This window comes from Streptomyces corynorhini (genome assembly GCF_003346515.1).
Taxonomy (GTDB): domain Bacteria; phylum Actinomycetota; class Actinomycetes; order Streptomycetales; family Streptomycetaceae; genus Streptomyces; species Streptomyces corynorhini.
This window is the reverse complement of sequence record NZ_QQNA01000116.1, coordinates 15,973-38,765: the sequence shown is the minus strand read 5'-3', so window position 1 is coordinate 38,765 and position 22,793 is coordinate 15,973. Positions and strand designations below refer to the sequence as shown.

Below are 22,793 nucleotides of genomic sequence, written 5' to 3'. Positions count from 1 at the left end.
CGCGTCGTACGCGTCCTGCGGGACCCGCAGGACGAGCGTCGACGTCACCTCGTCGTCCTCGACCCGCTCGGTGGTCTCGTTCCGCACCAGCCCGCCCGCCTTCTCGGCCGCCGTCCGCGCCGTGCCCAGCGCCTTCCGCGCGTCCCGGACCTCGACGGTCAGCTCGGCCGTACGGATCACCTGGGCCCCCACCACCGCGGGGTTCCTGCCGTCCGCCGCCTTCCCCTCGGCGCCCGGCGCCCCGGTCGCGGCGACGGCCGCACCGCCGTCCTCGCCGCCCTTCTCGCCCCGCGCGCCGTCCGCCTGCCGCTCGACACCCCTGGCCTTGCCCGCCGAGTCGGAAGACGAGCCCGCGCCGCATCCCGCGAGCGTGAGCGAGACGGTGAGAACCACTGCCGCTACCGCCGGTTTCGCACGCATGATCGGCCCCCCTGGAAACGTGTGTGTCCGATGCCGGTTCGACGTACGGGACGGGTGGGCGGGTTGCCCTTTCGCGATTCCGAAGCGGTCACGACCCGGACTCGGAACGGGGGTGCTCGGGGCCACCGGGCCGTTTGAGAGAGTGGGGCCCATGGAGTCGTCGAGCGCACAGCACGTGAACACGCGTACGGGCCATGTTGTCGTCATCGGAGGCGGCATCGCAGGTCTCGCCGCGGCGCACCGGCTGCTGGACACCGGGGTACGGGTGACACTGCTGGAGGCCACCGACCGGCTCGGCGGAAAGCTGCGCACCGGCGAGATCGCGGGCGCCCCCGTCGACCTCGGCGCCGAGTCGATGCTCGCGCGCCGCCCCGAGGCCGTCGAACTCGCCGAGGCCGTCGGGCTCGGCGCGCTGTTCCGGCCGCCGACCGCGACCAACGCCTCGGTCTGGACGCGCGGTGCGCTGCGGCCCCTGCCCAAGGGCCATGTGATGGGCGTCCCCGGCGACCCCGCCGCCCTCGCCGGGCTGCTCTCCGCCGAGGGGCTCGCCCGGATCGCCAGGGAGGACGAACTGCCGCCCGCCGAGGTCGGCGACGACGTCTCGGTCGGCGGCCATGTCGCGAGCCGGCTCGGCCGCGAGGTCGTCGACCGGCTGGTGGAGCCGCTGCTCGGCGGGGTCTACGCGGGCGACGCGTACCGCCTGTCCATGCGGGCGGCCGTCCCCCAGCTCTTCGACGCCGTCAGAACCCACGACTCGCTGCTCGCCGCCGTCCGCCACCTCCAGGCGAAGACCGCCGCCAACCCCGGCACCGGCGCTGTGTTCGCCGGGATCGAGGGCGGCGTGGGCCTGCTGCCGGGCGCCGTCGCCGACGCCGTACGGGCGGGCGGCGGGGACATCCTGCTGGAGACCCCCGTGCTCGGCCTCGGCCGCGCCTCCGACGGCTGGCGCGTACGCACCGAAGGCGGGGTGCTGGCCGCCGACGGGGTGATCCTCGCGACCCCCGCCTGGTCCGCCTCGGTGCTGCTCGCCGAGGAGGCCCCGGCCGCCGCCGCCGTACTCGCCGACGTCGAGTACGCCTCGATGGCCCTGATCACCATGGCCTTCCGCCACGACGACCTGGCCGGCGCGGTGCCCGGGGGCAGTGGCTTCCTCGTACCGCCGGTGGACGGCCGCACCATCAAGGCGGCGACCTTCTCCACCCGCAAGTGGGGCTGGGTCGCCGACGCCGCGCCCGGCCTCTTCGTGCTGCGCACCTCCGTCGGCCGCTACGGCGAGGAGGAACAGCTCCAGCGCGAGGACGAAGAACTGGTCGATGTCTCCCTGACCGACCTGGGGGAGGCGTTCGGGCTCGCCGCCCGGCCGGTGGCCACCGAGGTGACCCGGTGGACCGACGGCCTGCCCCAGTACGCCGTCGGCCATCCCGACCGGGTCCTCCGGATCCGCGAGGCCGTCGCCGCGCTGCCCGGTCTGCGGGTCTGCGGCGCGGCCTACGACGGCGTCGGCATCCCGGCCTGCGTCGCGAGCGCCCGGCGGGCGGCGGACGAGATCATCGCCACGTCGACCCTGGCGCGGGGCACCGGACGGGGCGCGGGAGAATAGCCCTATGACTGCTGCTCCAGAGAAGACCCCGAACGCGGGCAAGAAGGCCAAGGACCTCAACGAGGTCATCCGCTACACGCTGTGGTCCGTCTTCACACTGCGCGAGGCGCTGCCCGAGGACCGCTCCGGTTACGCGGAAGAGGTCCAGGAGCTGTTCGACCAGCTCGCCGCCGAGGACGTCACCGTACGCGGCGCGTACGACGTGTCCGGGCTGCGCGCCGACGCCGACGTCATGATCTGGTGGCACGCGGAGACTGCGGACGAACTCCAGGGCGCCTACAACCGCTTCCGCCGCACGCGGCTCGGCCGGGCGCTGGAGCCCGTCTGGTCGAACATGGCGCTGCACCGCCCCGCGGAGTTCAACAAGTCGCACGTGCCGGCCTTCCTGGCCGACGAGACGCCCCGCGACTATGTCAGCGTCTACCCCTTCGTGCGGTCCTACGACTGGTACCTGCTCCCCGACGAGGACCGGCGCAAGATGCTCGCGGACCACGGGAAGATGGCCCGCGGTTACCCGGACGTACGGGCCAACACTGTGGCATCCTTCTCGCTCGGCGACTACGAGTGGATCCTGGCCTTCGAGGCCGACGAGCTGTACCGGATCGTCGACCTGATGCGTCATCTGCGCGGCTCCCAGGCGCGGCTGTACGTTCGGGAAGAGGTGCCGTTCTACACCGGCCGCCGCAAGTCGGTGGCGGATCTGGTGGCCGGGCTCGCATAGGGCCGCGCATGACGTGGCCGGGGCCGCCAGCGGCGGACCCGGCCATCCCACCCGGAAGATCAGACGACCGGCGCGGTCTCCTGCCGCGCACGTGTCCGTCCAGCGACACCGGGTTCGGCTCCGGGTTCCCATCGGTCGCCGGCCTGCGGACGCGTGGCGACGGGGAGCGGGGAGGGTTCTTCCTCCTCCCCGTCCCCGCCCGTGCCGCGCCGGTCGCGGCCGATGGAACCCGGGTCGGTGCTCCCCGGCCCTCGGAAAGCACGCCCCGACAGCCCGGTCGGCGCTCAGCCGCGGGGAACGGGACCGATCCTCGGGAGCGGGTCGGCGCTCTCGGCGGCCGCTTCGAGCGAGACCGGGTTCGGCTCCGCGTGGGGCGCGCACCGGGCGCCGCCCACCGGCGCCCGGCCGAGCAGCAGATAGTCCTCCAGATAGCTGTCGATACAGGCGTTCGAGCCGCCCGCGACCCCGTGCGTGCCCGCGTCCCGCTCCGTCACCAGCACCGATCCCGCCAGCCGCCGCCGCAGCTCCAGCGCGCCCGCGTACGGCGTCGCCGCGTCCCGTTCCGCCGCCAGGATCAGCGTCGGGGGCAGCTCGCCCGGCCGGGTGCCGACGTCGAGCGGGGTCTGCCGGGGCGCCGGCCAGTAGGCGCAGGGCAGATTCATGAAGGCGTTGTCCCAGGTCTCGAACGGCGCGGTGCGCGCGAGTTCGGTGTTGTCCCGGTCCCAGGTCCGCCAGTCCGTCGGCCAGGGCGCGTCGTTGCACTCGACGGCGGTGTACACGGCGTTGCCGTTCTCGCTGTCGGCGGCGGCCTCGGGGCGGGGCGTGGCCTGCTCGATCAGCGGTTTCGGATTGCCCTTGACGTACTCGGAGAGCGCGGTGGCGCGGATCGCCCAGTAGTCGTCGTAGTACCCGGCGGAGAGCATCACGCCCTGGAGCTGACCGGGCCCGACCTTCCCGCCGGCCGGCTCGTGCGTGACCCCGGCACGCACCTTCTCGTAGTTCTTCCGTACCTCCTCGACGTCGCCGCCCAGGTGGTACGTCGTGTCGTGCCGGGCGATCCAGCCGAGGAAGTCCGTCCAGCGCCGCTCGAACGCCGCCGACTGGTCGAGGTTGTTGCGGTACCAGATCTTCCGGGGGTCGGGGTCGACCGCCGAGTCGAAGACCATCCGGCGGACGTGGGACGGGAAGAGCGTCGCGTAGACCGCGCCGAAGTAGGTGCCGTACGAGGCGCCGAGATAGGTCAGCTTCTGCTCGCCGAGCGCCGCGCGCAGCACGTCGAGATCGCGGGCGTTGTTGAGCGAGTTGTAGTGGGGGAGCGCCGCCCCCGCGTGGTCGGCGCAGCCCCGCGCGTACGCCTTCGCCTCCGCGATCCGCTCGCGCTTGTACGACTCGGAGGGGTACGTCGGTGCCTGGGTGGGGGCCTTCAGGGTGTCCGCCGGGTCCTCGCAGGACAGCGGCGCGGAGCGGCCGACGCCGCGCGGCGCGTAGCCGACGATGTCGTACGCCCCGGCGATCCGCTTCCACTCGGGCAGTTCGGCGGCGAGCGGGAAGTACATGCTGGAGGCGCCGGGACCACCGGGGTTGAAGACCAGCGCGCCCTGCCGCTGCGCGGCCGGACCGCTCGCCTCGACGCGGCTGACGGTGAGGGAGATCTTCCGGCCGTCGGGCTCCGCGTAGTCGAGGGGGACCTCGACGGTGCCGCAGGTGACGGGGGCGGGCAGCGACTCGGCCTCGGGGCAGGCGCCGAACGCGATTTTGGCCGCCCCGGCCCGCTCGGCCGCGCGCGCCACCCCCCGGGTCTCGTGGGCGCGGGCCCGCGCGGCGGCGTACAGGTCCGCGGCCGGGCCCGCCCCGGCGGTCGCGCCGTCCGCGGGGGCGGCGACGAGCCCCGACAGGACCAGGGAGCCGAGGGCGGTCAGAGCCCCGCACTTCACAACTGCTCTCATCGCGTTCCCTTCGTGCGTGCGGTCGTGGGATCAACCGCACAACAGAGGGTCGGCAGCGCGCGGGGGCGAAGCAAGGACCGGTGGGCGGTGTCGGGGCCAATGACCCCTATGCGCCCGCCGGGCGCGCCGGGCGCGACAGGGTGGTGTCCGGGAGCGGGAGTTCGCGCGTGTCACCGCCCCGCGAGCGCGGCACGGGCCACGCGGACGAGACGGGTGGCGCGGCGCGGCGGTCGCGCTCCTGCGCGCTCCTGCCACCACAGGGACAGCCGTCGCCGCACGGCGTGGCTCTCGGGCCGCCCGGCCGTCAGCAGGTGCTCGGCGAAGTCGAGCGCGTCGCGGCGGTAACCGGCGCGCAGGGGTCGGCTCGCCGCGTATCCGAGGAACGCCGCGCGGTAGTCGGCGCCGAGGATCCGCGGCAGCTCGGGCGCGATCCTGGCGACGACACCGGCGCGCTTCACGGAGAGGGCCCGGCTCTGCACCCGCAGCCGCCTGCGGTCGAACCCCTCGGGCACGGGGGTGCCGGCGACCAGGGCGGAGAGCAGGGCCGTCTCGGCGAGGGCGAGGCGTTGGCGCGCGTCCTCGCCGTCGCCGTCGCCGCTGTCGCTGTCGCTGGGGGTGGAGTTGCCGGTGCCAGTCCCGGTGCCGGTGCCGGTGCCGGTGCCGGTGCCGTCCGCCGTCCTCGGCGGGCGGGCCGTACCCGGTGTCGGGGCCGCCGCGTCGATCGTCTCCCGTATCGCCGTCAGCTCCCCGGCCAGCTCCGCCGCGGGCGGGAAGTCGTCGTCGCGCTCCAGCAGCACCCCGGGCGGGTCCACCCGCGCGCGCAGCTCGGCCAGCAGGTCGAGTACGGGCCGGGACACCGGGTGGGCGTGGGTGTCGTGCCAGACCCCGTCGCGCTCGACCCCGCCCGCGACATGGACGTACGCGATTGCCTCGACCGGCAGTTCGTCCAGCGCCCTGAGCGGGTCCTCGCCTCGGTTCACGTGGTTGGTGTGCAGGTTGGCCACGTCGATGAGCAGCCGGACACCGGTGCGTTCCACCAGCTCCGCGAGGAACCGCCCCTCGCTCATCTCCTCGTCCGGCCAGCTGATCAGGGCGGCGATGTTCTCCACCGCCAGCGGCACGGGCAGCGAGTCCTGCGCGATCCGTACGTTCTCGCAGAGCACCCGCAGCGCGTCCCGGGTCCGCGGGACGGGCAGCAGATGGCCCGCTTCGAGCGGCGGCGACGCGGTGCGCTCGCCGCCCGCCCTGACGAACGCGATGTGTTCGGTCACCAGCGGGGAGCCGAGCGCCTCGGCCCGCCGCGCCAGCTCCGCCAGCCGCCCGGCGTCCGGCCGGTCCGCGCCGCCGAGACCCAGCGACACCCCGTGCGGGACGACGGTGACGCCGCGCTCGCGCAGCCGTACCAGCGAGTCGGGCAGCTGCCCGGGACAGAGGTTCTCCGCGACGGCCTCGACCCAGTCGACCCCGGTCAGCGACTCCACCGCCCCGGCGATCTCCGGCCGCCAGCCGACGCCGACTCCCAGCCGTGGTGCGCTCCCGCGCGGTGTGCCGTTCATCGCTTCCCCCTGGCCGTGTGCGGCCGTCCGTACGCGGCCGTCCGTGTGCAGTGGCTATGGCCCGGCCGGGGCCGTCCGAACCCGGTAAGGGGGACGTTCAGAGGTTGATTTGAGGTTCCGCCGTAACGACCGGTCCGCCGTGACGACCGGTTCCGCCGTGACGACCGGTCCGCCGTGACGACCGGTTCCGCCGTAACGACCGGTCCGCCGTGACGACCGGTTCCGCCGTGACGACCGGTTCCGGAGGCGACCTGTTCCGGAGACGACCTGCTCCGGAACCGGCTGATCCCTCCCCCCGGTGGAGCAGGGGGGAGGGATCAGCCGCGGGGACGGGCGTGCGCGTCAGGGGGAGGGCGTCGGCGCGTCCTCCGGGTCGGGCCGGTTGGTGTTGATCGCGGTCGGCGCGCCGGGCTGCGTCGAGGGCTCGGAGGTGAACGTCTCGTTCCCGGTGGGCTCGATGGGCGCGGCGGCGGGCGGCAGGTTGCCGTTGGGCGGCGGCGGGCCGCTCGGGCTCTCGGTCAGGGTGCCGGCGGCCTCGTTGGCGAGGGCGTCGAAGTCGACCTTGCCGGTGGCCTCCAGCATCGTGATGTGGTCGAGGACGGTGACGTTCGCGTCGCTGGCCAGCTGCCGGATCAGTTCGTTCCTGGTGGTGTGCCGCACCAGCGCGATGGCCGAGAAGACCTTGCCGTGCGCGTTACGCAGCAGATTCGCGAACTTCCGCTCGTACTCGTCGCCCTGAGCCTCGGACAGCTCCCGCAGCCAGCCCTGCTGCTGCTCGGTGGGCTGGTTCGGCAGCTCGACGCCGAGTTTCGCCGCCACCGAGATGGCACGCTTGTCGAGGTCGGTGTGGCCGACCACCAGGTGGTCACCGCAGTCCTTGATGGCCTGGGTCGGGGCCCGGTCGATCGCCTGCTGTCCGGCCGGCAGCTCCCAGAGCCCGGCCAGCCGCACCTTGACCAGCAGATCGCGGTCGGACGCGGTCAGGGGCCCCCACTGGGTCGAGACCGTCGACGCGGCGACGTTCGCCTGCCCGGTCCCGGAACGGTCGGCGTACGACCACACGGGGAACGCCAACGCCGCCACCGTGGCGATCAATCCAGCGATGATGAGCGCCGTACCGTTGATGCGTCGCAACAATGTGCTGCCTCCCGAACCGAGTTGTGACACCGCTGAATCAACCACGGGGTCGACCGGTCGTTCAACCCGAGTGGCGGTAACGGGAGATACGTACGCGAGGGCGGGAGCGTTCAGCGCGTCGGCACGGATGATCACCGGCCGCCGATCACCGCCGCCGATCGCCGTGACGGCCCACGGGCGCGCTCCCCCGATCACCCCCACCGCCCTCCCCGCGACAGCTCGGATCCGGCCAACTCGGCGTTGGGCAGCCGCGTCGTGCCCGAGGCGGCCCATTGACAGGGTGAAATGCTCAGGCCAAATATTGTCCTCGCCCGCCTCCCTCGCCCCACGAATCCGATCGTTCACCGCACGGATGAGAGGACGCCCTTGTCGGCGACGAACAACCCCCGGGTCCCGTCAGACGCCCCCCGGGACGCTGAACAGCTCCTTCCCCTGTCCTTCGGACAGCAGCGGCTGTGGACCATCTCCCATTCCGAGGACGCCAGTACGGCGTACAACTGCCTGATGGCCTTCCGCGTGCGCGGACCGCTCGACCGCACGACGCTCTCCCGGGCCCTCGGCGCGGTGGCGGACCGGCAGGAGTCGCTGCGGACCCGGTTCGTCCGTGCCGACGGCGAGGCCCGGCAGCGGATCGACCCACCCGGGGCGGAGTTCGCGCTGACCGCGGTGGACCTGACCGGAGCGGCCGATCCGGAGGCGGACCTCGCCGAGCTGCAACTCCAGGAACGTGAGATCCCCTTCGACCTGGTCCGCGGACCGCTGGCCCGCGCCCGGCTGGCCGTCCTCGGCCCCGCGCACCACGCGCTCCTGGTGACGGCACACCACACCGTCTTCGACGGGACGTCGGTGGAGATCATGATGCGCGACCTCGGCGCCTGCTACGCCGGGCTGCGGCGGGGCGTGCCCGACCCGCTGCCGCCGCTCACCACCCCGTACGCCGCCCACACCCGGCGCCAGCTGCGCTGGGCCGAGGGCGACGAGGCCGAGACCCAGACCCGCTACTGGCGGGAAGCCCTGGAGGGCGCCCCGCCGCTGCTCGCCCTGCCCACGGACCGGCCGCGTCCGCCCGAGCAGAGCTACGCCGGGGCCCGCGTCGCGGTCCGCCTCGACCCCTCGGTCACCTCGGAGCTGCGGGCGCTGGCCCACGCCGAGGGCGCCACGCTGTTCACGGCGCTGCTGACCGGCTGGTACACCCTGCTGCACCGGCTCACCGGCGAGGAGGACCTCGTCGTCGGCGTCCCCGTGTCGGGCCGTACCGCACCCGACGCCACCGACGTGATCGGCTTCTTCGTCAACTCCCTCCCCCTGCGGGTCGACCTCTCCGGCGGCCCGAGCGGCACCGAGGCGCTGCGCCGCGTCCACGCGTCTCTGCGGGCGGGCCTGGACCATCAGCGACTGCCGCTGGAACGGGTGGTGAGCGCGGTCAACCCGCCGCGCAGCCCCGCCCATACCCCGCTCTTCCAGACGATGCTGTCCTGGGGCGTGGTCTCCTTCAAAGGCATGCTGGAGCTGCCCGACGCCGAGGTCGAACCGCTCGACTTCCCCGGTGGATCGGCGATGTTCGACCTGGCGCTCTCGCTGGCCAGGGAGGACGGCGGCGTCAGCGGCTACCTGGACTACCCGCACGCGCTGTTCGACGACGAGACGGCCCGCGCCTACGTCCGCTACCTGATACGCCTGCTGACCCGGATCGCCGCGGAACCTGGCCGCGGCATCGACGACATCGAGCTGCTGGACGACGAGGAGCGGCTGCGGCTGCTGGCCGAGGGCCGCGGACGGATCACCTCCGAGCCCGCCGCGGGACCGCTCGACCGCTTCCGGGAGCAGGTCCGCGTACGGCCCGACGCCCCCGCGGTGGTCGCCGGGGGCACCGAGCTGACCTATGCCGCCCTCGACCGGCGCGCCAACCGGCTCGCCCACGCCCTCATCGCCAGGGGCGTGCGGCCCGGCGAGGTGGTGGGCCTGCACTGCGGACGCTCCGCCGAGTTCCTGGTGGGCATCTGGGGCGTGCTGAAGGCGGGCGCCGGATACCTTCCGCTGGACCCCGGCCAGCCCGTGGGACGGCTGCGCGTCATCGTGGAGGAGGCCGCGCCCGCCGTGATCCTCAGCGACCGCGCGGCGCCGCCCGGCCCCTGGCCGTCCTTGCGGGAGGTGGAGGACGAGGCGGTGTGCGAGGAGCCGCCCGGCGTCACGAGCGGCCCCTCCGATCTCGCCTACGTGATCTACACCTCGGGTTCCACGGGCCGCCCCAAGGGCGTGGCCGTCACCCACGGCAACGTGGCCAACCTGATCGGCACCTGGCTGGCCCGCCACGACGCCGTCCCCGGCGAGGCGTCCTCCGCGTGGGCGAGCATCGGCTTCGACGCCTCCGTGCACGAACTCTTCGTCCCCCTCACCACGGGCGCCGTGCTGCACCTGGTCCCCGAGGAGCTGCGCGGCGACCCCGAGGCGCTGATGGGCTGGCTGCGCGAGCACCGGATCGTGCACGCCTGGCTGCCCGCCGCGTACGTCACGTGGATCGACGAGGACCCGGCGGAGCGGCTGGCGGGACTGGCGCTGCGGCAGCTCGCCACGGGCGCGGAGCCCCTGCCGGAGAAGGCGCTGCACCGGATGCGCGAGATCCTGCCGGGCCTGAGCGTCCGTTACGTGTACGGGCCGACCGAGACCACGGTCTACAGCGTCACCCACGACGACCCCCGGGACCTGGAGACGCGCTGCCCCATCGGCCGCCCCGTCGACAACACCCGGATCTACCTGCTGGACCGGCGCGGCGTCCCCGTACCGCCCGGGGTCGCGGGGGAGGTGTTCATCGGCGGCGCCGGTGTCGCGCGGGGATATCTGAACCGGCCCGAGCTGACCGAGGAGCGTTTCCTGCCGGACCCCTTCCACCCCGGTGGACGGGTCTACCGCACCGGGGACCTGGCACGTCGGCTCCCCGACGGGAACTACGCGTTCGCCGGCCGCGTCGACGACCAGGTCAAACTGCGCGGCTTCCGCATCGAACCTGGGGAGGTCGCCGCCGCGCTGCGCGAGCTGCCGGGCGTCACCGAGGCCGCCGTGCTCGCCGACCGCGACCCGGCCGGTGAGCCGCGCCTGGTGGCGGGCATCGGCCGTACCGGGGGCACCCCGCTGGGGGCACACGAGTGGCGCGTCGCGCTCGCCGACCGGTTGCCGGACTACATGATCCCCTCCCTGTTCGCCGAGTTCCCGCGGCTGCCCCTCAACCGCAGCGGCAAGCTGGACCGCGGGGCGCTGCTGGAGCGGGCCAGGGAGGCGGCGCCCGTCCAGGTCAACACCCAAGCCCCCCGCGACCACGTCGAGATGGCGCTGTACCGGATCTGGCGGCAGGTACTGGTGCGTCCCGGCGTCGGCGTCACGGACGACTTCTTCGCGCTCGGCGGCACCTCCCTCGCCGCCATCAAGGTCGCCCACCTCGTCCGTGAGCACTTCGGTACGGCCCTGCCGATCCGTGAGGTCCTCCAGCACCCCACGATCGAACGGCTCGCCGCACGCCTGCGCACGAAGGCACCGGGGGGCGCGGAGGGGGACGGAGAAGGGGAGACGGGCGCGGAGACGGACGCGGCCCTGATCGAATTCCGGCCCTCCCGCGACGGGCGGCGCGTGGTGTGCGTCCATCCCGCCGGTGGCACGGCGTTCTGCTACCTGCCGCTGGCCACGGCCCTGCCGGACGAGACCGGCGTCCAGGGAGTGCAGGCGCCGGGGATCAACGCGGGTGAGCTTCCGCTGCCGTCGGTGGAGGCCATGGCGGAGCACTACCTGTCGCTCGTACGGCCCGGTCCCGACGAGTCGCTGGTGCTGTGCGGGCTGTCCTTCGGCGGCCTGGTCGCGCACGAGATGGGACGTCGGCTCGCCGAGGCCGGCCACCGGCGTACGGCGGTGGTCCTGCTCGACACGCACGGCGCCGACGACCCGGCCAGACGCGCGGTGTTCGAGCCGGTCGGCGCGGCGGAGTTCCGCGAGAAACTCGTCCGCTTCAACGGCATGTACCCCGGCATCGACGACGCGCAGATCGACCGGTACTTCCGGATCTACAACCACAACCGTGTCGCCGCCCGCGACCACACCCCGCCGCCGACGGACGCCCCGCTGCTGCTCGTCCAGGCCGAACCGGACGCGCCCGACCCCGAGGAGGCGGCCGCGGCGGACGCGGAACTGCGCGGGTTCTGGCAGCGCCGGGCTCTCGGCGGCCTCACCGTCGAGCGGGTCAAGGGCGGCCACTGGGATGTGCTGGAAGGCGAGAGCGTCCCGTTCATAGCCGACCTGATCACCGGCCAACTCGACCGGCTCGACGCCCGAGCCGCGGCCACGACCGCGCCGGAGGCATGACCGGGCGCACCCGCCGTACCCACCTCCCCCGCCCGCACACCACCCCCGCACGTCCCCCACCTCCGCGCGCCCGACCGTGCCGGAACGACCACCCAGGAGTACGCGATGGAGCCCTACGAGCTGGACGCCCTCAAGGCCATCACCACCAGGCCGCCGCGTGACTACCGGGAGATCTCCGTGGCTCCCGTGACGCCCGTCATCGGGGCCGAGGTCACCGGCGTCGACCTCGCCCGGATCACCGACGCGCAACTGGCCGAGATCGAGGCCGCCTTCCTCGACCACCACGTCCTGGTCTTCCGCGACCAGGAGATCACCGTGGACGACCACAAGCGCTTCGCCGGTCACTTCGGCGAACTGCGCCCGGTCAACCCCCCGCCGGAGGAGGGCGACCCCCACGTCCTGGAGATCAGGACCAGCGCGGGCGCCGGGAACGTCGCGGGCAACGCCTGGCACGCCGACGGCACGGCGGACGCCGAGCCCTCCCTCGGCTCGATGCTGTACATCACCGAGACCCCGGAGGGCGACAGCGGGGGCGACACCCTGTTCGCCAACATGCACCTGGCGTACGAGATGCTCTCACCGACGATGCGCGGCCTCCTCGACGGTCTGACCGGCATCCACGACGGGGCGCACAGCTTCCGCGGCTACACGGTGCCGGCGAACTACGAGATACCGGTCAACGAGCACCCCGTCGTCGTGCGCCACCCCGTGACCGGCCGTCCGCTCCTCTACGTCAACCAGGCGTACACGTCGCGGATCCCCCAGCTCTCCGAGGACGAGAGCGACGCGCTGCTGCGGATGCTGTTCACCGTCGTCGCGCAGCGGCCGATGCTCCACTGCCGCGTCCGCTGGACCCCGGGGACCCTGGTCTTCTGGGACAACCGCTGCGTCCAGCACCACGCGACGTACGACTACTACCCGCACACCCGCTACGGCAGGCGCGTCGCGATCAACGGCGGTCCGCTGAAGGGCTGATCCCGTCCCCGGCCGGCCGCCGCCACTCGGCCGCGACCGTGAGCCCCGGGGCGATCTCCGTGAAGCCCGCGTCCCGGACCAACGGCCCGTCGCCGGCGATGAGCTGACGCCAGCGGGCCGGGGGAGCGGTGCGTACGGCGAGGGGGAAGCCCGCCTCGCGCCACGCCTCGCGCTCCTTGTCGTCCAGCTCCCACCAGAGGAGCTGGGCGCCGTGGCCGGTCTGGGCCATGGCCTTGCCCGCCGTCATGTCGAGGTCGGGGCTCAGCCACAGGACCGGGACGCCGGGGGCGGGGGCGGGCGGCGGTGCGGGGTCGTCGAGTTCGGTGCCGGAGACCTGGAGCTTGGCCAGCTCCTTGGGCCAGCCGTCCAGGGGGACGGGCGGGAAGACGCGCACCAGGGCGGCGGACGACGTCTCCGTGTCCGCGCCCGTGCCGGTCAGGGTGAGGCCGGGCAGCGTGGTGGCCCGGCGCCACTCCGCGCCGCGCGCCCGCCGTACCACCTTGCGGATCCGGGCGTCCTGCCACTCCCGGATCGCGCGGGCCCACTCGCCCTCGCTCTCGCCCTCGCCCAGCGACCTCTCGTCGGAGAGCATCGCGAGCACGGCGCGGGCCGCCGTCTCCAAGGCGTCGGTGCGGGCCGGGGGAGCGGCCTTCTCGATCCGTACGACCAGGGGCAGCACGAACTGCGGTGCCTCGTCGCGGATGGTCCGTTCGGACCGGAAAGGGCTGTCGGTGGTGCTGTCGCTGCTCACGCGTCCAGTCTGCCAGCCGCCGCGCCCGCCGCTTTCGTGGCGTAATCCCGTAACATCCCTTGGCCGGAACAGGGTCTCCGGGTGACGATGCACGCTATGAAGAGCGATCTATTCTCCTCGGAGTACCTGGCGGAGCCCGCCACCGCCCCCGGGATGACACTCCAGAACCCCAAATCGATCAAGTACGCCGTCAGCGGCGAGATGTACGCACGGCAGGGATCCATGATCGCCTTCCGCGGAAATCTCCAGTTCGAGCGCAAGGGCCAGGGGATCGGCGGGCTGCTCAAGCGCGCCGTGACGGGCGAGGGCCTGCCGCTGATGGCGGTCAGGGGGCAGGGCGAGGTGTGGTTCGCGCAGGAGGCGGCGAACTGTTTCATCGTCGAACTCGACCAGGGCGACGCGCTCACCATCAACGGCCGCAACGTGCTTTGCTTCGACCCGACCCTCGCCTACGAGATAAGGACGGTGAAGGGCGCGGGCATGGCCGGGGGCGGCCTGTTCAACAGCCTGTTCACCGGCTACGGCAAGCTCGGCGTGATCTGCGAGGGCAACCCCATCGTCATCCCGGTCACCGCACAGGCCCCGGTGTACGTGGACACGGACGCGGTCGTCGGCTGGAGCGCGCAGCTCGGCACCTCGCTGCACCGTTCGCAGTCCGTGGGCTCGATGATCCGCGGCGGCTCGGGCGAGGCCGTCCAGCTCATGCTGCAGGGCGAGGGGTTCGTGATCATCCGGCCGAGCGAGGCCACCCCCGCCGAACACTGACCCGGTCCGCGTCCGCGTCCGCGTGCGGCGCGGCGGTCACCGGGCCGCGCCGCCCCGCCGCGCTGGCCGAGTACCCTTGCCGGCATGACCGAGGAGCAGACGGCCGGGACGACCGCGGCCGAGCGGACCGCCGTCGAGCCGACCGCCGTCGAGCCGACCCCCGGGGCCGCGTACGCCGACTGTGTGCTGTGCGGGGAGCCCACCGAGCACCTGGCGACGGTGAAGGGCGCGACGCTGTGCCCCGTCTGCGCGTGGCAGGAGGCCCAGCGCACGGCCTGCTCGGGCTGACACCGCCGGGTCAGTGCCTCATCAGCTCCGAGACCTTGACGAAGCGGTACCCCCGCTTGCGCAGCTCGGGGACGACTCTCCGGACGGCGTCCTCCGTCACCGGCGCCGCGCTGCGCGTGCAGTGCATCACCACCAGCGAGCCCGGCTCCACCCCCGTCAGCACCTCCCGCGCGACCGCGTCCGCGTCCGTCGCGAAGGCGTCGCCGCTGACCACGTCCCACTGCACCGCCGTGACCTTGGCAGGGGCGAGGGCGCGGCGCGCCTTGTCGTCGTAACAGCCGCCGGGGAAGCGGAAGTACGGCACCACATTGCGCGCCCCCGCCTTCTCGAACGCCGCGAAGGCCCGCTGGACGTCCGAGGCCATCCGCTCCTCGCCGACGACCGGCAGCCCGTAGCAGTCGGGGGTGAAGGCGTAGTGGCTGTAGGAGTGGTTGGCGATCTCGAAGAGCGGGTCGTTGCCGATCTCCTTCGCCTGTGTCGGGTACTCCTCGGCCCACCGCCCGGTCATGAAGACCGTGGAGGGCACGTCGAGCCGGCGCAGCAGGGCGATCAGCGACGGGTTGTCGAACCGCTCGCCGCCCGCCGCCCGTGGGCCCTGGTCGGCGGTCATGTCGGCGTCGAAGGTGAGCGCCACGGTCTTTCCCGCGCCCTTGCCGCCGCGTGCGAAGACCGGCGTCAGCCCGCCCGCCCCCGGTGCCAGGGTCGGCGGCCCCTGCACCGCCGGGACGGAGGCGGCCACGGAACGGGCGGGGGAGGGGCCGTTGGCCGGGGGCTGTCCGCCGCTGTCACCGCATCCGGTGAGGGCGGCGCTCAGCACGGCGAGAGCGGCGAGAACGCGTACATGTCTGGTCACGCACGGAAAATATATGATGATCTACCAAGAACGGTTGTACGGCGCTCCCTCGGCCGCAAGATGACGCCTACGCCCCCTCCAACAGCCTCTTCCGGCTCTTCTCCAGATCGAAGCCCCCCGCCGGATACGCCGGATCCAGCGCCTCCAGATGCTCCAGCAGCAGGGTGCCGATCGCCCAGTTCCGATACCACTTGCGGTCCGCCGGGACCAGGTACCAGGGCGCCGTGTCGGTGGAGCAGCGGCGCAGGGCCACCTCGTAGGCGGCCCGGTAGTCGGGCCACAGCGCGCGCTCGTCGATGTCCGCCGCGCTGAACTTCCAGTGCTTGTCCGGATGGTCGAGACGGGCCAGCAGCCGGTCGCGCTGCTCCTCGTACCCGAGGTGCAGAAAGACCTTCACCAGGGTCACGCCGTCGTCGGCCAGCTCCTGCTCGAAGCGGTTGATCAGCTCGTAGCGGTGGCCCAGCTCCCGGTGCGCGGCCAGCTGGTGGACCCGGGCGATCAGGACGTCCTCGTAGTGCGAACGGTCGAAGATCCCGATCTCGCCCGGCTCCGGCAGCGCCCGCCTGACCCGCCACAGGAAGTCGTGCTTGCGCTCCTCCGGCGTCGGCGCCTTGAACGCCCTGATCCGGCAGCCGGACGGATTGAACAGGCCGATCACATGTTTGATCGTGCCGCCCTTGCCGCTCGTGTCCATCCCCTGGAGGACCAGCAGCACCCGGCGCCGGTCACCGGTGGTGCTGGCCGCGTACAGCCGCTCCTGGAGCCCCGCGAGCCGCTGCGCCGAACGGGCGACCGCCTCCAGCGCCGCCGCCTTGTCCTTCGGCGCGCCGGGGCCGCCGGGGGTGGCCCGGGTGTCGTACGCGGTGAGGTCGACGCGCTCGCCGCCGGGGACGCGCAGCAGCTCGCGCAGGCCGGGCGACGGCCGCCGCCTCCCGGCGCCGACCGCCACCCGGTCCGGCTTCGTACGGGTCGTCCTGCCCGCCTTGGTACCCGCCTTGGTACCCGCCTTGGTACCGGCCTTCTTGCCGGTCTTCTTCGCCTTCTTCTTCGTGTCGGAACTGGCCACCGCGCGCACCTTTCCCTTCCCTCGCTTCCTTCGAGGGTGCGGCGGATCGGCGCGCACGGCGACCGCTGGCGGGGCCGCCGTCAGCGCCAGGGGCCGGTCACGGCGAAGGTCGTCCCCGGGTGGTAGCAGTTCACGTACATCGTCCGGCCGTCGGGCGAGAAGGTCACCCCGGCGAACTCGCCCCACTCCGGCCGCTCCGGCGTTCCCACGTTCTGCGCGCCGCGCGCCATCGGGTACACCGCGCCGCGCGGGGTCACCCCGAAGACGTGCTGCGCGCCGCCGCCGTCCTCGCAGACCATCAGGCCGCCGCTGGGCGCGAGACAGATGTTGTCGGGGGACTCGCCCGGCAGATCGATGTCCGTGTCAGGACCGAAGACGATCACCAGGGTGAGCCGCCGCCGCCTCGGCTCGTACTTCCACACCTGCCCGTAGTGGTCCGCCGCCGAGCCCTCCGAGCGGTGCGCGAAGCTGGAGACGACGTACACGCACCCCTCGCCCCAGTAGCAGCCCTCCAGCTTCTGGGCGTGGGTGATGCCCTTCGGGCCGAAGTCCTGGTACCGGATGGGTGTCCCGTCCGCGAGCGGGTCGGGCACGGGCACCCACTCGATCCGGTCGAAGGCCGTGCCCGGCTCCTGGACGGTCGACAGGTCCGGCACGCCCGGCACGCGCATCGCCTCCAGCGCGCCGCCCGCGCGCAGCGAACCGATCCCGCCGCGCGGCTTCTCCGGCAGGAAACGGTAGAAGAGGCCGAACGGGTGGTCGAACGCGTCCTCGGTCTCGTACACGATGCCGCTGTCCGGGTCGATCGCGACCGCCTCGTGCTGGAAGCGGCCCATGGCGGTCAGCGGCACGGCCCCGGTGCGGTGCGGATCGGCGCCGTCCACCTCGAAGATGAACCCGTGGTCCTTGGTGTACCCGTTGGTACCCGCCCGGTCCTCGGTCTCCTCGCAGGTCAGCCAGGTGCCCCAAGGGGTGGGCCCGCCCGCGCAGTTGACCGCGGTGCCCGCGATGGCCACGCGCTCGCCGAGGACCTCGCCGCGCCCGTCCACTTCGAGCGCCGTGCAGCCGCCCTTGCCCATCGGGTCGTAGGTCAGTCCGGGGACGACGGGTACGGCGATCGGCGCGGTGACCCGGTTCTCGTGGTTGCGTACGAGGTGCGTCCGGCCCCGGCGTCCCGCGAACGCGGCCATGCCGTCGTGGTTGCTCGGGACTCGGCCCTCTCCCGACAGCAGCCGGTCGCCCTCCCGGGAGAGCACCTTGTAGCGGAACCCCCGGGGCAGGTCGAGCAGGCCGTCCGGGTCGGTGACCAGCGGACCGTAGCCGCTGCCGGACGGTCGCGGTGCGGCGGTGGCGGTACCGGTGAACAGCTCCGATACGGCCCCGGTGAAGGCGATCGACGCGGCGGTGGCGCCGGTGCGGGCGAGCATCTGACGTCGTGTCGCTGACATGAGGCAACTCCCTGCTGGCGGACAGGAGACGTGACCCGCATGTGTGTAGCACGTCACAGGGGACGCGTGAACCATGCGGGCCACCAGGAGCCTCTGGTGTCGCGCGGGGGTGCGCAACGGGCCGCCCACCGGATCCGGCTGGTTCCGGTGGGCGGTGGCGACGCGGTCGCGGGGAGTCCGTCCCGGCGACCGGGGATCAGGCCAGGGACGCGCTCAGGGTGATGTCCGTACCGGTGAGCGCCTGGCTGACCGGGCAGTTCGCCTTCGCGTCCTGGGCCGCCTTCTCGAAGCCCGCCGTGTCCAGCCCCGGCACCTCGCCGCGCACCGTGAGGTGGATGCCGGTGATGCCGGTGCCCGGCTGGAAGGTGACCTCCGCCTGGGTGGTCAGCCGGGTCGGCGGGGTCCCGCCGGTGGCCAGGCCGTTGGACAGGGCCATCGAGAAGCAGCTGGAGTGCGCGGCGGCGATCAGCTCCTCCGGGCTCGTCCTCCCGTTCGCGCTCTCCGCGCGCGAGGGCCAGGAGACCGCCTGGTCGGGGATGCCGGAGGAGTCGAAGATGACGGTGCCTGAGCCCTTGAGGAGGTCGCCCTCCCAGACGGTGTGCGCCTGACGCGTGGTGGCCATGATGAACCCTTCTTCCTGCTGCTCGAACGGGTGACGGGGGTCATGAGCGGTACGCCACAGAACCTACTCGGCGACCAGCCCCTTCGCGTCCCGCGCCAGCGCCGTGAGCCGGGAGATCGCCCGGAAGTACTTCTTGCGGTAGCCGCCGTTCAGCATCTCGTCGCTGAACAACCGGTCGAACGGGAGTCCGGAGGCGAGGACGGGCACCTCCCGGTCGTACAGCCGGTCCGCGAGGACGACGAGCCGCAGCGCCGTCGACTGGTCGGGCACCGCCGTGACGTCCGTGAGGCAGACGGCCCGCACCCCGTCCGTGAGCGCCCCGTACCGGCTCGGGTGGACGGCGGCCAGGTGGTCGAGGAGCCCGGGGAAGTCGTCCAGGCTGGCGCCCTCGGTGGCGTAGGCGGCCTTGGTCACCTGCTCGTCCGAGAACGGCGCGGGAGCCTCGGGCAGCCCCCGGTGCCGGTAGTCCTCGCCGTCGATGCGCAGCGGCCGGAACCGCGCCGAGAGCCCCTGTATCTCGCGCAGGAAGTCGGCGGCGGCGAACCGGCCCTCGCCGAGCTTGCCCGGCAGCGTGTTCGAGGTCGCGGCCAGCGCCACACCGGCGTCGACGAGCCGGCCGAGCAGCGACGAGACGAGGACGGTGTCGCCCGGGTCGTCCAGTTCGAATTCGTCGATGCACAGGAGCCGGTGGCCGCCCAGGGTGCTCACGGTCTGCTGGAAGCCCAGCGCGCCCACCAGGTTCGTCAGCTCGACAAACGTGCCGAAAGCTTTCTCCTCGGCCGGGGCCGGGGTCGCGTGCCACAGGGACGCCAGCAGGTGGGTCTTGCCGACCCCGTACCCGCCGTCCAGATACACCCCGCGCGGTCCGGTGGGCCGCTGCGGCTTCCTGGCGAACCAGCGCCGCCCGCCGCCGCCGGGACCGCCGGCCGGCCGCGCGCCGAGCCCGGCCGCGAAGGCGCTCAGGACGGTGACGGCCTCGGACTGGCTGGGCTGGTTCGGGTCCGGTACGTACGTGTCGAACCGTACGGAGTCGAAGCGCGGCGGCGGGACCATCTCGGCGACCAGCCGTTCGGCCGGGACGCGCGGCTCACGTGCGCAGAGGGCGAACGGGGCCGCCTCGGTCAGGGGGGTGCGGCCGGAGGCGGCGGTGGATGACGACACAGTTCCTCAGTTTAGGGTCTTTCGTTTGGATCAGGCCGGATGAGGGAGCGGGGTCTGGTGCCGTGGATCGCAAGGCGGAGGAGGGAGCCCACGCGGAGCGGATGGGGTCTCCCCTGGTCGAGCGAAGCCGAGACCTTGGGGATGAGTGACGACAACGCGGCGAGGCGCGGTGCCAGGGCTCGCGAGCCCGGCATGATCCAAACGAGAGGCCCTGAGCGCCGTGCCAGACTGCTTCCCATGCGACGCCTGTTCCCTGTGACCGATCAGACACCCTCCGACGCCGATCGGGAATGGACGCTCGACGAACTGGCCGACGCCTACGCCTACCCGGTCACCGACGGCGGGAACGGGGTGTGGCTGCGCGCCAACATGGTCACCACGCTGGACGGCGCGGCCCAGCACGACGGGCGCTCGCAGTTCCTCTCCTCGGCCGCCGACATGCGGATCTTCGGCACGCTGCGCGGGCTGGCCGACGCCGTGGTGGTGGGCGCGGAAACGGTTCGCCTTGAGGGGTACCGGCCCGCCCGCGCCCGGGGCGCCTTCGCCGCGCGGCGCGCGGCGGCGGGCCAGCGTCCCGCGCCGGTGATCGCCGTGGTCAGCGCGAGCCTGGACCTGGACTTCACCGCCCCGCTCTTCACCGAACCGCTGGTCCCCACCCTCCTCCTGACCGGCGCGGCGGCTCCCCCCGAGCGGATCGGCGCGGCGCGGCGGGCGGGCGCGGAGGTGGCGATCGCCGGGGACGGTCCCGGGGTCGACCCCGTACGGGCCGTGCGGGCCCTGGCCGACCGGGGGCTGACGAGGCTGCTCACCGAGGGCGGGCCCCGGCTGCTCGGCCAGTTCGTCGCGGCGGGCGCCCTGGACGAGATGTGTCTGACGCTGTCCCCGACCCTGACCGCCGGTTCCGCGCAGCGCATCACCGACGGCCCGGCCCCGGCCGTGCCCGAGTGGTTCGCGCTGGCCGCGCTGCTGGAGCAGGACGGCTTCCTCTTCACCCGCTACCGCCGCGCCTGACGACCGTGGCGTCCTGCCCGGTCTCCGGCCCTCGCCCGGCCCGTCCGGCAATCAGCGGAATTTACCGTTCCGGTTAGCTTCCTGTGGGCAGACTTAATCCCACAGACCCCGTGCGGGCACGGGGAAGGATGGTTTCAGCAGGGGTCGGAAGGCCCTTGAAGCGGAAGGGCGCGTGCCGTGTTCACAAGCGTATTGATGATCGAGAAGCCGCTGTCGCCCGAGGACGTCGAATTCGTCACCACCCTGCACGGCGACGAGACGGTCTCCTTCGTCGTGCTCATGCAGCCACGCGGCGACCAGGCCGATCTGCTGCTGCGCGCCATCGACGACGTCGCGGTCGGCGAGCTGCGCAACGCCGCCCGCGAGGGCGATGAACCGGAGGGCGGTCAGGCCAGACAGCCCGCGGAACTGGCCCTGAACGTCTCCCTGGCCGAACTGCGCGCCCAGGGTGCCGAGGCCAGCGGGCTCGTCGTCGAGCGGCACCCGCTCGACCGGCTCAAGGAGGTCGTGGACGACACCGGGGCCGATGAGGTGATCGTGCTCACCGAGCCGCACTACGTGGAGGAGTTCTTCCACCGGGACTGGGCCTCCCGGGCCCGGCACAAGGTCGGCGTACCGGTGCTCAAACTCTTCGCGCACAGCGAATAGGCTGACGGCGACGCGCAGAACCTGACGCGCGTCCCGCTCGCACCCTGGGAGAGACACGTATGGCATCCGGTACCGGTATCCCCGTCGCCATGGAACGGCCGCACTTCATCGGTATCGGCGGCGCCGGAATGTCGGGAATCGCCAAGATCCTCGCCCAGCGCGGCGCCAAGGTCGCGGGCAGCGACGCCAAGGAGTCGGCGACCGCGGAGGCGCTGCGGGCGCTGGGGGCCACCGTGCACATCGGTCACGCCGCGGAGCACCTCGCGGACGACGCGTCGTGCGTGGTCGTCTCCAGCGCCATCCGCGCCGACAACCCCGAGCTGGCCCGCGCCGCCGAGCTGTCCGTGCCCGTCGTGCACCGCTCCGACGCGCTGGCCTCGCTGATGGGCGGCGCGCGCTCGATCGCCGTCGCGGGCACCCACGGCAAGACCACGACCACCTCCATGCTCGCCGTCGCGCTCACCGAGCTGAACCTCGACCCGTCGTACGCCATCGGCGGCGACCTCGCGGGCCCCGGCACGAACGCGCGCCACGGCGAGGGGGAGATCTTCGTCGCGGAGGCGGACGAGAGCGACCGCAGCTTCCAGAAGTACGACCCCGAGGTCGCGATCGTCCTCAACGTCGAGCTGGACCACCACGCGAACTACGCGTCGATGGACGAGATCTACGAGTCCTTCGAGACGTTCGTCGGCAAGGTCGTCCCCGGCGGCACCCTGGTGATCGCGGCCGACCAGCCGGGCGCCGTCGAGCTGACCGCGCGCGTCCGCGCCCTGTCCACGCTCAAGGTGGTCACGTACGGCGAGTCCGAGGACGCGGACGTCCGCGTCCACAAGGTCACCGCGCGCGGCCTGACCAGCGAGGTCACCGTCGTGCTCGACGGCCGCTTCCTCACCTTCACCGTCTCGGTCCCCGGCCGCCACTACGCCCACAACGCGGTCGCCGCGCTGGCCGCGGGCGTGGCCCTGGGCATCCCGGCGCACAATCTGGCCTCCGCGCTCGGCACGTACACCGGCGTCAAGCGCCGCCTCCAGCTCAAGGGCGAGGCGGCGGGCGTCCAGGTCATCGACTCCTACGCGCACCACCCCACCGAGATGACCGCCGACCTGGAGGCGATGCGCGCCGCCGCGGAACCCGGCTCCCGGCTGCTCGTGGTCTTCCAGCCGCACCTGTTCTCCCGTACCCAGGAGCTGGCCACGGAGATGGGCCGGTCCCTCACCCTCGCCGACGCCTCGGTGGTCCTCGACATCTACCCGGCCCGCGAGGACCCGATCCCCGGCGTCACCAGCGCGCTGATCACCGACGCGGCACGGGCCGCGGGCGCCGACGTCACGGCCGTCCACGACAAGGACCTGGTCCCGGACACCGTCGCGGGAATGGCACGGCCCGGCGATCTCGTTCTCACCATGGGCGCCGGAGACGTGACGGACCTCGGTCCGCGCGTCCTCGCCCGGCTGACGGACCGACCGGCCGACTGAGGA

General features: G+C 73.1%; 19 protein-coding genes. 9 read left to right on the top strand and 10 right to left on the bottom strand.

All coding sequences use genetic code 11. The features are described 5' to 3' along the window. Nucleotides 1-420 (bottom strand): DUF4349 domain-containing protein (locus DVH02_RS34815; protein WP_158575895.1); only part of this gene is annotated, 420 nt, incomplete at its 3' end. Between the two features lie 151 nt (nucleotides 421-571). On the opposite strand from DVH02_RS34815, the gene hemG reads away from it, so the two are divergent. Both hemG and hemQ read left to right on the top strand, forming a co-directional pair. Further along, on the top strand, nucleotides 572-2,020 hold the full coding sequence (hemG, locus tag DVH02_RS16010; RefSeq protein WP_233518255.1) for a protoporphyrinogen oxidase: 1,449 nt from the start codon (nucleotides 572-574) through the stop codon (nucleotides 2,018-2,020). A gap of 4 nt (nucleotides 2,021-2,024) precedes the next feature. After that, complete coding sequence (gene hemQ, locus DVH02_RS16005) at nucleotides 2,025-2,741, top strand: hydrogen peroxide-dependent heme synthase (protein ID WP_114624502.1); 717 nt, start codon at nucleotides 2,025-2,027, stop codon at nucleotides 2,739-2,741. A gap of 284 nt (nucleotides 2,742-3,025) precedes the next feature. On the opposite strand, the gene DVH02_RS16000 is transcribed toward hemQ, so the two are convergent. The 3 genes from DVH02_RS16000 to DVH02_RS15990 all read right to left on the bottom strand — a co-directional run bounded on the left by DVH02_RS16000 (nucleotide 3,026) and on the right by DVH02_RS15990 (nucleotide 7,377). Beyond that, nucleotides 3,026-4,675, bottom strand: a complete 1,650-nt coding sequence (locus DVH02_RS16000) for an alpha/beta hydrolase (RefSeq protein ID WP_114624501.1) — start codon at nucleotides 4,673-4,675, stop codon at nucleotides 3,026-3,028. Between the two features lie 182 nt (nucleotides 4,676-4,857). After that, a complete protein-coding gene (locus DVH02_RS15995) occupies nucleotides 4,858-6,243 on the bottom strand; it encodes a DUF692 domain-containing protein (RefSeq protein WP_114624500.1) in 1,386 nt (461 codons plus the stop codon). 342 nt (nucleotides 6,244-6,585) lie between these two features. Next, nucleotides 6,586-7,377, bottom strand: a complete 792-nt coding sequence (locus tag DVH02_RS15990; RefSeq protein WP_199566297.1) for a DUF4142 domain-containing protein — start codon at nucleotides 7,375-7,377, stop codon at nucleotides 6,586-6,588. A gap of 288 nt (nucleotides 7,378-7,665) precedes the next feature. On the opposite strand from DVH02_RS15990, the gene DVH02_RS15985 reads away from it, so the two are divergent. Continuing rightward, nucleotides 7,666-11,727 carry a non-ribosomal peptide synthetase gene (locus DVH02_RS15985; RefSeq protein WP_114624498.1) on the top strand — a complete coding sequence of 1,354 codons (4,062 nt, stop codon included), beginning with the start codon at nucleotides 7,666-7,668 and terminating at the stop codon, nucleotides 11,725-11,727. A 105-nt stretch (nucleotides 11,728-11,832) separates the two neighbouring features. Then, complete coding sequence (locus DVH02_RS15980; protein WP_114624497.1) at nucleotides 11,833-12,702, top strand: TauD/TfdA dioxygenase family protein; 870 nt, start codon at nucleotides 11,833-11,835, stop codon at nucleotides 12,700-12,702. Here DVH02_RS15980 and DVH02_RS15975 read toward each other — a convergent pair. Continuing rightward, the gene (locus DVH02_RS15975) at nucleotides 12,677-13,453 is read right to left on the bottom strand and encodes an aminoacyl-tRNA hydrolase (protein ID WP_114624496.1); all 777 of its coding nucleotides are present in this window, start codon (nucleotides 13,451-13,453) and stop codon (nucleotides 12,677-12,679) included. The two genes, DVH02_RS15980 and DVH02_RS15975, sit on opposite strands and share 26 nt — an antisense overlap. Before the next feature lie 96 nt (nucleotides 13,454-13,549). Here DVH02_RS15975 and DVH02_RS15970 point away from each other — a divergent pair, with 96 nt between their 5' ends. Both DVH02_RS15970 and DVH02_RS15965 read left to right on the top strand, forming a co-directional pair. Beyond that, nucleotides 13,550-14,218 carry an AIM24 family protein gene (locus tag DVH02_RS15970; protein ID WP_114624495.1) on the top strand — a complete coding sequence of 223 codons (669 nt, stop codon included), beginning with the start codon at nucleotides 13,550-13,552 and terminating at the stop codon, nucleotides 14,216-14,218. Between the two features lie 84 nt (nucleotides 14,219-14,302). Next, nucleotides 14,303-14,506, top strand: a complete 204-nt coding sequence (locus DVH02_RS15965; RefSeq protein WP_114624494.1) for a hypothetical protein — start codon at nucleotides 14,303-14,305, stop codon at nucleotides 14,504-14,506. Between the two features lie 10 nt (nucleotides 14,507-14,516). Here DVH02_RS15965 and DVH02_RS15960 read toward each other — a convergent pair whose 3' ends face one another. The 5 genes from DVH02_RS15960 to zapE all read right to left on the bottom strand — a co-directional run bounded on the left by DVH02_RS15960 (nucleotide 14,517) and on the right by zapE (nucleotide 19,656). Next, a complete protein-coding gene (locus DVH02_RS15960) occupies nucleotides 14,517-15,359 on the bottom strand; it encodes a polysaccharide deacetylase family protein (RefSeq protein WP_114624493.1) in 843 nt (280 codons plus the stop codon). A 67-nt stretch (nucleotides 15,360-15,426) separates the two neighbouring features. Further along, nucleotides 15,427-16,308 carry a PPK2 family polyphosphate kinase gene (locus tag DVH02_RS15955; protein WP_114624506.1) on the bottom strand — a complete coding sequence of 294 codons (882 nt, stop codon included), beginning with the start codon at nucleotides 16,306-16,308 and terminating at the stop codon, nucleotides 15,427-15,429. A gap of 197 nt (nucleotides 16,309-16,505) precedes the next feature. Further along, nucleotides 16,506-17,873 carry an alkaline phosphatase PhoX gene (locus DVH02_RS15950; protein WP_114624492.1) on the bottom strand — a complete coding sequence of 456 codons (1,368 nt, stop codon included), beginning with the start codon at nucleotides 17,871-17,873 and terminating at the stop codon, nucleotides 16,506-16,508. A gap of 196 nt (nucleotides 17,874-18,069) precedes the next feature. Next, nucleotides 18,070-18,495 carry an OsmC family protein gene (locus DVH02_RS15945; protein WP_114624491.1) on the bottom strand — a complete coding sequence of 142 codons (426 nt, stop codon included), beginning with the start codon at nucleotides 18,493-18,495 and terminating at the stop codon, nucleotides 18,070-18,072. A 63-nt stretch (nucleotides 18,496-18,558) separates the two neighbouring features. Further along, the gene (gene zapE / locus DVH02_RS15940) at nucleotides 18,559-19,656 is read right to left on the bottom strand and encodes a cell division protein ZapE (protein ID WP_114624490.1); all 1,098 of its coding nucleotides are present in this window, start codon (nucleotides 19,654-19,656) and stop codon (nucleotides 18,559-18,561) included. A gap of 237 nt (nucleotides 19,657-19,893) precedes the next feature. Between zapE and DVH02_RS15935 the strand changes: the two genes are divergently transcribed. The 3 genes from DVH02_RS15935 to murC all read left to right on the top strand — a co-directional run bounded on the left by DVH02_RS15935 (nucleotide 19,894) and on the right by murC (nucleotide 22,790). Further along, the gene (locus DVH02_RS15935) at nucleotides 19,894-20,667 is read left to right on the top strand and encodes a pyrimidine reductase family protein (RefSeq protein ID WP_114624489.1); all 774 of its coding nucleotides are present in this window, start codon (nucleotides 19,894-19,896) and stop codon (nucleotides 20,665-20,667) included. A 177-nt stretch (nucleotides 20,668-20,844) separates the two neighbouring features. Continuing rightward, a complete protein-coding gene (locus tag DVH02_RS15930) occupies nucleotides 20,845-21,315 on the top strand; it encodes an indole-3-glycerol phosphate synthase (RefSeq protein WP_114624488.1) in 471 nt (156 codons plus the stop codon). A gap of 59 nt (nucleotides 21,316-21,374) precedes the next feature. Then, on the top strand, nucleotides 21,375-22,790 hold the full coding sequence (gene murC / locus DVH02_RS15925) for a UDP-N-acetylmuramate--L-alanine ligase (RefSeq protein ID WP_114624487.1): 1,416 nt from the start codon (nucleotides 21,375-21,377) through the stop codon (nucleotides 22,788-22,790). Nucleotides 22,791-22,793 lie beyond the last annotated feature (3 nt).

What these genes read in the sequence shown, in the direction of transcription:
- hemG (WP_233518255.1), top strand. Translation starts at nt 572, where the DNA reads ATGGAGTCGTCGAGCGCACAGCACGTGAACACGCGTACGGGCCATGTT.
- DVH02_RS15945 (WP_114624491.1), bottom strand. Translation starts at nt 18,495, where the DNA reads ATGGCCACCACGCGTCAGGCGCACACCGTCTGGGAGGGCGACCTCCTC.
- DVH02_RS15980 (WP_114624497.1), top strand. Translation starts at nt 11,833, where the DNA reads ATGGAGCCCTACGAGCTGGACGCCCTCAAGGCCATCACCACCAGGCCG.
- DVH02_RS15965 (WP_114624494.1), top strand. Translation starts at nt 14,303, where the DNA reads ATGACCGAGGAGCAGACGGCCGGGACGACCGCGGCCGAGCGGACCGCC.
- DVH02_RS15950 (WP_114624492.1), bottom strand. Translation starts at nt 17,873, where the DNA reads ATGTCAGCGACACGACGTCAGATGCTCGCCCGCACCGGCGCCACCGCC.
- hemQ (WP_114624502.1), top strand. Translation starts at nt 2,025, where the DNA reads ATGACTGCTGCTCCAGAGAAGACCCCGAACGCGGGCAAGAAGGCCAAG.
- DVH02_RS15970 (WP_114624495.1), top strand. Translation starts at nt 13,550, where the DNA reads ATGAAGAGCGATCTATTCTCCTCGGAGTACCTGGCGGAGCCCGCCACC.
- murC (WP_114624487.1), top strand. Translation starts at nt 21,375, where the DNA reads ATGGCATCCGGTACCGGTATCCCCGTCGCCATGGAACGGCCGCACTTC.
- DVH02_RS15985 (WP_114624498.1), top strand. Translation starts at nt 7,666, where the DNA reads ATGCTCAGGCCAAATATTGTCCTCGCCCGCCTCCCTCGCCCCACGAAT.
- DVH02_RS15995 (WP_114624500.1), bottom strand. Translation starts at nt 6,243, where the DNA reads ATGAACGGCACACCGCGCGGGAGCGCACCACGGCTGGGAGTCGGCGTC.
- DVH02_RS15935 (WP_114624489.1), top strand. Translation starts at nt 19,894, where the DNA reads ATGCGACGCCTGTTCCCTGTGACCGATCAGACACCCTCCGACGCCGAT.